At 71.0% G+C, this 5,289-nt stretch carries 5 protein-coding genes; 4 read left to right on the plus strand and 1 reads right to left on the minus strand.

The window, feature by feature from the left end:
• Positions 1 to 39 precede the first annotated feature (39 nt).
• Positions 40 to 1,539, minus strand: a complete 1,500-nt coding sequence (locus tag ACFV8T_RS42125) for a PLP-dependent aminotransferase family protein (protein ID WP_385338320.1) — start codon at positions 1,537 to 1,539, stop codon at positions 40 to 42.
• A gap of 102 nt (positions 1,540 to 1,641) precedes the next feature.
• On the opposite strand from ACFV8T_RS42125, the gene ACFV8T_RS42130 reads away from it, so the two are divergent.
• The 4 genes from ACFV8T_RS42130 (at position 1,642) to ACFV8T_RS42145 (ending at position 5,228) form a co-directional block, all read left to right on the plus strand.
• Positions 1,642 to 2,397: a YitT family protein gene (locus tag ACFV8T_RS42130; protein WP_385338323.1), complete on the plus strand. Its 756-nt coding sequence runs from the start codon at positions 1,642 to 1,644 to the stop codon at positions 2,395 to 2,397.
• Entirely contained in the window at positions 2,394 to 3,158 is a 765-nt protein-coding gene (locus ACFV8T_RS42135; protein ID WP_385338326.1) for a glycerophosphodiester phosphodiesterase, read from the plus strand. Before ACFV8T_RS42130 ends, ACFV8T_RS42135 begins: the two co-directional genes overlap by 4 nt.
• Positions 3,159 to 3,204: 46 nt before the next feature.
• Entirely contained in the window at positions 3,205 to 4,578 is a 1,374-nt protein-coding gene (locus tag ACFV8T_RS42140; RefSeq protein ID WP_385338329.1) for an MFS transporter, read from the plus strand.
• A 275-nt stretch (positions 4,579 to 4,853) separates the two neighbouring features.
• On the plus strand, positions 4,854 to 5,228 hold the full coding sequence (locus ACFV8T_RS42145; protein WP_007262928.1) for an RNA polymerase-binding protein RbpA: 375 nt from the start codon (positions 4,854 to 4,856) through the stop codon (positions 5,226 to 5,228).
• Positions 5,229 to 5,289: the final 61 nt, after the last annotated feature.

A 5,289-nucleotide genomic window follows, 5' to 3' on the forward strand; every position in this document is an offset into this window, starting at 1 on the left:
CCGGTCGGCCGACCGGTCACCCCGCCCCCCTGTGTCCGGTCAGGCGACGAACGTCCGCGGCGCCTCGACTCCCGCGCCCGCGCCCGACCCGACCAGCTGCGCCGCCGCCGCGAGCCGTGCCGCCGCCTCGTCCGCGACCGGCCCCGAGACCGTGAACGGCAGCCGTACGTACCCCTCGAAGGCGCCGTCGACCCCGAACCGGGGACCGGACGGAACGCGTACCCCGACCCGCTCCCCGGCCACCGCCAGCCGGGAGCCGGAGAGGCCGCCGGTCCGCACCCAGAGCGTCAGGCCGCCGCGCGGAACGGAGAACTCCCAGTCGGGCAGCTCCCGGCGGACCGCGGCCACGAGCGCGTCCCGGTTCTCCCGCGCCTGTTCGCGCCGGACCTGCACGGCCTCCTCCCAGCCGCCGGTGCGCATCAGCCAGTTCACGGCGAGCTGTTCGAGCACGGGCGTGCCCATGTCGGCGTAGGCGCGGGCGGCCACCAGGCTGCGGATCACGTCCGGGGCGGCGCGCACCCAGCCGATCCGCATGCCCGCCCAGAAGGCCTTGCTCGCCGATCCGACCGTGATCACGGTGGAGCCCGCCGGGTCGAAGGCGCAGACCCGGCGGGGCATCCGCACATCGGCGTCGAGGCAGAGCTCGTTCATGGTCTCGTCGACGACCAGGACCGTGCCTGCGGAGCGGGCCGCGTCCACCAGGGCGCGCCGCCGGTCCTCGTCGGCCAGCGCGCCGGTGGGGTTGTGGAAGTCGGCGACGACATAGGCGAGCCGCGGCGCCGCGTCCCGCAGCACCTGCCGCCACCGGTTCATGTCCCAGCCGCCGAGCCCCTCCTCCATCGCCACCGGCACCAGCCGGGCGCCCGCCTCGCGCATCAGCTGCAGGATGTTGGCATAGCTCGGGGACTCCACCGCGATCCGCTCGCCGCGGCCCGCGAAGAGGTGACAGATCGCGTCGATCGCGCCCATCGCACCCGTGGTGACCATGATCTGTTCGGGCATGGTCGGGATGCCGCGCCCGGTGTAGCGGTCGGCGATCATCTGCCGCAGCGCGGGCAGACCGGCCGGGTAGTCGCCATGGGTGTGGGCGTACGGCGCGAGCTCATCGATGGCGCCCTGGACCGCCCGGGTCAGCCACGGTTCGGGGGCGGGCAGCGAGGCGCAGCCCAGGTCGATCATCGAGCCGAGGGACTCCGGCGGCAGCGGCTCCAGACCGCGTGCGGGCAGCGGGTTCCCGGCGGGCACGGCGGTCCAGCTGCCGGCACCCCGGCGGGACTCCAGGAATCCCTCGGTCCGCAGCGCCTCGTAGGCGGCGGCCACGGTCGTGCGGCTGACGGACAGGGCGAGCGCCAGTTCGCGTTCGGCGGGGAGCCTGGCGGCGACGGGCACCCGGCCTTCGAGGACGAGCAGACGGATCCCGTCGGCCAGCGCACGATAGGCGGGCGGCCTGCGGGCGCCCGGTCCGGCGGGCCGGGACTGTTGGGCCTGGAGCTGCCGGGCGAGCTGCGCCGCACCCACTGCCGAAGTCCACTGAGCCATGGAAATCAGTCCACCTTCCTCGGATTGGCCATAGTTGGAAGCCAATCCCCTGCCACAGAGTGACATGCGGCAGTCCACTACCACCACACCAGGGGGCACCTCTTGTCCACCGCCGCCGCCCCTCGCGGGGCGCACCTCACCCGTCGGCTGATCCAGCTGTACGTCGGTCTCGCGCTGTACGGGGCCAGCTCGGCACTCCTGGTCCGTGCCGGTCTGGGGCTCGAACCCTGGGGCGTACTGCATCAGGGGCTCGCTGAGCGCACCGGCCTGTCCATCGGAGTCGTCTCGATCGTCGTCGGCGCCGCCGTCCTGCTGCTGTGGATCCCGATCAGGCAGCGTCCGGGCCTGGGCACCGTCTCCAATGTCTTCGCCGTCGGCATCGCCATGGACGGCACGCTCGCGCTCGTACCCGACGTGCACGGCCTCGCCGCGCAGATAGCCGTGATGGTCGCGGGAGTCGTCGTCAACGGCATCGCCACCGGGCTGTACATCGCGGCGCGGTTCGGCCCCGGACCCCGTGACGGGCTCATGACCGGACTGCATCTGCGCACCGGCCGCTCCATCCGGCTGGTGCGGACACTGATCGAGGTGGCGGTCGTGGCGAGCGGCTTCCTGCTCGGCGGCACGCTCGGGGCGGGCACGGTCGTGTACGCCCTGGCCATCGGCCCGCTCGCCCAGTTCTTCCTGCGCTTCTTCGCGGTCGGCGGGAAACCGGCAGCGGGGGCCGGGGCCGACACGGAGAACCGGGCCCACGAGGAGACCGGTGCCCATGCGGAGGGCACTGTCGCACCCGCGCCGGACAAGGGCGACACCGCTGTCACCGCACGGACACCGGAGCAGGCCATACTTCCGCAGTGACCTCCGTACGCCACCCCTATCTGGACCATCCCGCGACGATCCCCTTCGCCCACCGAGGCGGTGCGGCGGACGGGATCGAGAACACCGCGGCCGCGTTCCGCCGGGCCGCCGACGCCGGGTACCGCTACTTCGAGACCGATGTGCACACCACCTCGGACGGCCGCCTGGTGGCCTTCCACGACGCCACCCTGGACCGGGTGACGGACGCCCGCGGCCGGATAGCCGAGCTGCCCTGGAGCGAGGTGCGGCGGGCCAGGGTGGCGGGCCGGGAGCCGCTGCCGCTGTTCGAGGAGCTGCTGGAGACGTTCCCCGAGGCCCGCTGGAACGTCGACATCAAGGCCGGGTCCGCGCTGGTCCCGCTGGTCGAACTGATCCGCCGCGCGGACGCCTGGGACCGGGTGTGCGTCGGCTCGTTCTCGGAGGCCCGGGTCGCCAGGGCCCACCGCCTGGCGGGCCCCCGGCTCGCCACCTCCTACGGCGTCCGGGGCGTGCTGGCCCTGCGGCTGCGCTCGTACGGAATACCGGCGGCGCTGCGGGCGGGCGCGGTGTGCGCACAGGTGCCGGAGAGCCAGAACGGTGTCCGGGTGGTCGACCGGCGCTTCGTGCGCGAGGCACACGCGCGCGGGCTCCAGGTGCACGTCTGGACCGTGAACGAACCGGAGCGGATGGCAGCGCTCCTCGATCTCGGCGTGGATGGCATCATGACCGATCACATCGAGACGCTGCGCACGGTGTTGAGCGAGCGGGGGGCCTGGGCCTGACGCCGGCCGTGCGAGGTCTTCACGGGGAGAGACGAGGGGGTGCGGGTTGAGCGCCGAGACCGCGGAAACCGCTGAGCCGACGGAACCGACAGCGGATTCCGCCGATGCCGCGAGCCGCAGGCACGAACAACGCGGCTGGTATTTCTACGACTTCGCCTGCTCCGTCTACTCGACGAGCGTCCTGACCGTCTTCATCGGCCCCTATCTGACCTCGATAGCCAAGGCGTCCGCCGACGCCGACGGCTTCGTGCACCCGCTCGGCGTTCCGGTCCGCGCCGGGTCGCTGTTCGCCTACGCGGTCTCCATGTCCGTCGTGGTCGCGGTGATCCTGATGCCGATCGTGGGCGCCGCCGCGGATCGCACGGGGCGCAAGAAGCCGCTGCTCGCGGCCGCCGCCTACACCGGGGCCGCCGCGACCACCGGCATGTTCTTCCTGGACGGTCAGCGCTATCTGCTGGGCGCGTTCCTGCTGATCGTGGCGAACGCCGCGATCTCGGTGTCGATGGTGCTCTACAACGCGTATCTGCCGCAGATCGCCGGGCCGGAGGAGCGGGACGCGGTCTCCTCGCGCGGCTGGGCCTTCGGCTACACCTCGGGTGCGCTCGTCCTGGTGCTGAACCTGGTCCTGTACACGGGCCACGACTCCTTCGGCCTCTCCCAGTCCGACTCGGTACGGATCTGTCTCGCGTCGGCCGGTCTCTGGTGGGGCGCCTTCACGCTCGTGCCGCTGCGCCGACTGCGCGACCGGCGCGTGACGGCGAGCGGCGAGGGCGCGGTCGGTTCGGGCTGGCGGCAGCTGATGGCCACCCTGCGCGACATGCGCCGCCATCCCCTGACGCTCTCCTTCCTGCTGGCGTACCTCGTCTACAACGACGGCGTGCAGACGGTGATCTCCCAGGCATCGGTGTACGGCTCGGAGGAGCTGGGCCTCGACCAGACGACCCTGATCACGGCGGTGCTGCTGGTGCAGGTGCTCGCGGTGGCCGGAGCACTGGGGATGGGCCGGCTGGCACAGGTGTACGGCGCGAAGCGCACGATCCTCGGTTCGCTCGTCGTCTGGACGCTGATTCTCGTCGCCGGCTATTTCCTCCCCGCCGGAGCGCCGGTCTTCTTCTATGTACTGGCGTCGGCGATCGGTCTGGTGCTGGGCGGCAGCCAGGCGCTGTCGCGCTCGCTCTTCTCCCATCTGGTGCCGCGCGGCAAGGAGGCCGAGTACTTCTCCGCGTACGAGATGAGCGACCGCGGGCTGAGCTGGCTGGGACCGCTGGTGTTCGGGCTCGCGTATCAGCTGACCGGCAGCTACCGGGATGCGATCATCTCGTTGGTGATCTTCTTCGTGGTCGGTTCGGTGCTGCTCGCGAGGGTGCCGGTACGGCGGGCCGTGGCGGCCGCGGGCAATCCCGTTCCGGAACGGATTTAGACGTTGAAGTGAAAGGCCGGTAGTGTACGCCTTTGGCCTGCCCGGAGGACCGTTACTGCGAGCGGAAGAAGCCAAACCGTTGGGTTACAACTTCCGCCAGATGTGACAAACCGGGCATCGCTGGGTACTTGAAACCCTGGGAAACCTGAAAAAGCAGCGGCACGACGGGCGACGCATGACCGGCAACGGGAATCTTTGCCGCCGACCGGACGTTGACCGGATGACGACGACAGCGACACCTGTCCTGTGGGCGACAAGCCCGGGAGGCACGATTCATGAGTGAGCGAGCTCTCCGCGGCACGCGACTCGTGGTTACCAGCTACGAGACGGACCGCGGCATCGATCTGGCCCCGCGCCAGGCGGTGGAGTACGCATGCCAGAACGGACATCGATTTGAGATGCCGTTCTCGGTAGAGGCGGAAATTCCGCCGGAGTGGGAGTGCAAGGCGTGCGGCGCCATGGCACTCCTGGTGGACGGGGATGGCCCCGAGGAGAAGAAGGGCAAGCCTGCGCGCACGCACTGGGACATGCTCATGGAGCGGCGCACACGCGAGGAGCTGGAGGAAGTGCTCGCCGAGAGGCTCGCGGTCCTGCGCTCCGGAGCCATGAACATCGCCGTACATCCGCGGGACAGCAGGAAGTCTGCCTGACTGACCGCGTAACACCTCGGTACGACAGAGCCGCGGGCCGTGACACCAGCTGTTTTCACGG

Source organism: Streptomyces sp. NPDC059832, from assembly GCF_042731715.1.
Classification (GTDB): Bacteria; Actinomycetota; Actinomycetes; order Streptomycetales; family Streptomycetaceae; genus Streptomyces.